The sequence below is a fragment of the Streptomyces sp. WAC05292 genome (assembly GCF_003949955.1).
GTDB lineage: Bacteria > Actinomycetota > Actinomycetes > Streptomycetales > Streptomycetaceae > Streptomyces > Streptomyces globosus.
Map to the genome: position 1 here is coordinate 1 of NZ_RPSE01000562.1, position 3,070 is coordinate 3,070.

At 75.6% G+C, this 3,070-nt stretch carries 3 protein-coding genes; 2 read left to right on the plus strand and 1 reads right to left on the minus strand.

The window, feature by feature from the left end; genetic code table 11:
- The first annotated feature begins 234 nt into the window (after positions 1-234).
- Together EF903_RS34510 and EF903_RS31000 are read left to right on the plus strand one after the other, a co-directional pair.
- On the plus strand, positions 235-414 hold the full coding sequence (locus tag EF903_RS34510) for a peptidoglycan-binding protein (RefSeq protein WP_260616162.1): 180 nt from the start codon (positions 235-237) through the stop codon (positions 412-414).
- An 881-nt stretch (positions 415-1,295) separates the two neighbouring features.
- Positions 1,296-1,979 (plus strand): HAD-IA family hydrolase, encoded by a 684-nt coding sequence (locus EF903_RS31000; RefSeq protein WP_125548303.1) that lies wholly within the window; start codon positions 1,296-1,298, stop codon positions 1,977-1,979.
- Between the two features lie 170 nt (positions 1,980-2,149).
- On the opposite strand, the gene EF903_RS31005 is transcribed toward EF903_RS31000, so the two are convergent.
- The gene (locus EF903_RS31005; protein WP_125548304.1) at positions 2,150-2,743 is read right to left on the minus strand and encodes a TMEM165/GDT1 family protein; all 594 of its coding nucleotides are present in this window, start codon (positions 2,741-2,743) and stop codon (positions 2,150-2,152) included.
- Positions 2,744-3,070: the final 327 nt, after the last annotated feature.

Below are 3,070 nucleotides of genomic sequence, written 5' to 3' on the forward strand. Positions count from 1 at the left end.
CTCGTGGGGGCGGCGGAGTCCGCCTCCCCCTCCGCCGCCCCCACGAGGTCGGCTTCCCGCTCCGCGTCCCCGAAGGCGTCGAAGTCGGCGTCCCCGTCGCCCACCGCGTCGGCTCCGTCGACCGCAGCCGCTCCGGCCGCACCGCCCACCACGCCGAGCCCCGGCCGCTCTGCGACCGGCTCCGCGTCCCCGTCGAAGGCACCCGTCCTCCGCCAGGGCGACTCGGGCCCGGAGGTGGAGAGGATGCAGCGGCTCCTGGCGGCCGACGGCGTGTACGGCGGCAGGATCAACGGCCGGTTCGACAGCCGCACGAAGGAGGCCGTCGCGGAATTCCAGTGGCGGAACGACATCTGGGACGACGGCTACGGCGTCTACGGCCCCGCCACCCGCAAGGCGCTGGAACGCACCGCCTGACACCCGGAAGCCGCCGCCGGGCCGGGGCCCGCCCTGCGCCTGCCCCGCCGGGAGGTCCCGGCCGGCGGCGCCGTACGACGCCCCCGCCCCGCCGCCGCCCCGGACGCCGCGGCCCGCCACGGCAGGCCCGGCGGGCGGACCCCGGGGCGAGCCTGCTCCCGGCCGCCACCCGCCGGAACGTGAACTGCCGCGCCCCCGCACCCCCGGGCGGCCGGGCCGCCGGGCCGCCGGGCCGCCGGGCCCGCCACCCGGAAAGGCAACCGCCCGGAGGGGCCGGCACCCCACCAGCCGGAAGCCCGTCAGGCACGGCGTCGCCGATCGGCAAGCCGCGGGCCTCTCGGCCGCGACTCCCGCAGACGAACCTCCCTCTCCCGCGAGGCACCGCCCCACCCGTCCGGCCGTCGCCTCCTCCGCCGCCGACCGGCGCTCACGAGCCCCTCCGGACGCCTCCGACCCGGCTCGCCACACCCCGTACGCCACGGGCCCGCGATCTCTGCCCGAAGCTGCCGGACGGCCGCCTCCTCGGCCCACCGGCCGCCACCCGCGTTTCGACATCCCTACGCCGCCCACCGCCCGCCGCCCCGACACACCTCGCGGTGCCGGCGGACAGACCCCGCCGCCTCCACCATGTCCACGCCTCAACCGCCCCAACCGGCCGCATCCGGTCCCGACCGGTCCGGACCGGTCCGTCCGAGACCGGTCCGTCCGGGACCGGTCCACCGCCGCCCCGAGCCTGCGGTTTCGCCCACATCCGGGGGGCGGGTGGCGCACCCGGCCCCCGGTTTTGTATCGTGTAGGAACAAAGTGGTTCCGTCCGCATTCCCTGACCGGTGGGCGGAACCGCTTGTTTTCTTTCTCCCGCCCCGTCTGGAGCCCCGCCGATGCCGGCCAGCACCATCACCGCCCCCGTCGTCCTCACCGCCAAGGCCCTCCTCCTGGACATGGACGGCACCCTGGTCAACTCGGACGCCGTGGTCGAGCGCTGCTGGCGGGAGTGGGCCGTCTCGCACGGCCTGGATCCGGAGGAGGCCCTCAAGGTGGTCCACGGCCGCCAGGGCTACGCCACCATGGCGATCCTCCTGCCCGACCGCCCGATGGAGCTCAACCACGCCGAGAACGCGGTGATGCTCGCCCGCGAGACCGCCGACACCGACGGCGTCGTCCCGATCGGCGGGGCTCCGGAGTTCATGCGGGCCATCGCCGGGATGCCGCACGCCCTGGTCACCTCAGCCGACGCCGCCCTGGCCTCGGCCCGGATGGGAGCCGCCCGGCTGCCGCTGCCGGAGGTGCGCGTCACCGCCGAGTGCGTCGAGGCCAGCAAGCCCCACCCCGAGGGTTTCCTGAAGGGCGCCGCGGAGCTGGGCGCCGACCCCGCCGACTGCATCGTCTTCGAGGACTCCGCCGCCGGCATAGCCGCAGGCAAGGCCGCCGGCATGCGCGTGATCGGCATCGGCCCGCGCGCCGCCGAGCACGGCCCCACGGCGCACGTCCCCGACCTGGCGGCCGTCGAGGTGGCCACCGCCCCCGACGGCTCGATCCACCTCACCCTCACCCCCGCCGCCTGAGCTGACGCACGGCAGCCACGCCGCCCGGGAGGCGGGCGAGCCGCCTGGGGCGGCACACCTGCCGGGCCCCCCACCCCTCGTACGCACGCCCGGCCGGGGCCGGAGCCGGGGCCGGGCGCCGACCCGGCCGGCACCCCGCCCTCGCCCCCGCCCCGGCGGGGCAGCCCGGCTCAGCCGACGACGGCCTCGTACAGGGAGAACCCGCCCAGGGCGATCATCACGGCAGCCGCGATCTTCGTGATGAGGCGGAGGGGGACGTACTTCATGAGGGTCCGGCCGCCGAGGATGCCGATGCCGGCGACTGCCCAGAGCGCCAGGACGGCACCGATGCCGACCGAAAGCGGGTTGTCGTAGCGGGCGGCGAGGTTGGCGGTCATGATCTGGGTGAGGTCGCCGAACTCGGCGACGAGGATCAGCATGAAGCCGGCGCCGGAGACCTTCCAGAAGGACTGGTCGGCGGGCGGCTTGACGTCCTCCTCCCCGTCGTCCTTCTTCAGCAGCAGCATCGCCGCGCCGGCGAGGAAGAGAACGCCGACGACGGCCTGCACGAGCCGGTGGGGCAGCAGGGTGAGGACGCTGCCGGCGGCGATGGCGAGCGCGACGTGCACGGCGAAGGCCGCGGCGACTCCGGCGAAGACGTACGAGGCGCGGTAGCGGGTGCCGAGGACGAGGCCGGCCAGGGCGGTCTTGTCGGGCAGTTCGGCGAGGAAGACGACGCCGAAGGCGATGGCCGTGACGGCGATGCTGAAGTCGGTGCTGAACACGGGGCTGGGACCTCGATCGGTGGGCTGGCGGGCGCCGCCGTTCCGAGAGACCTGGAGTGCTGTGTCAGGGGTCGCTTCGGCTCGGCGGCGCCCTGACGGTGTTCGGTGCGCCCGTGGCGGTGCACGGATGCGGTGAACATGGACAGGACACTGCGGCCGAAGGTCTCGCTGGCGGGCCGCTGTGTGCGGCCTGCCTCCGGGCGCCGGCTGGGTGGCCCAGCAGTATGTCGACGGTCCGGCGAAGAGCTACTCCCCTTCTGCTCCGCCCAGAATACGCGACGGCGGAGGCGGGGGGCGGAGCAGAAGGGGAGTAGCTCTTCGCCGGAC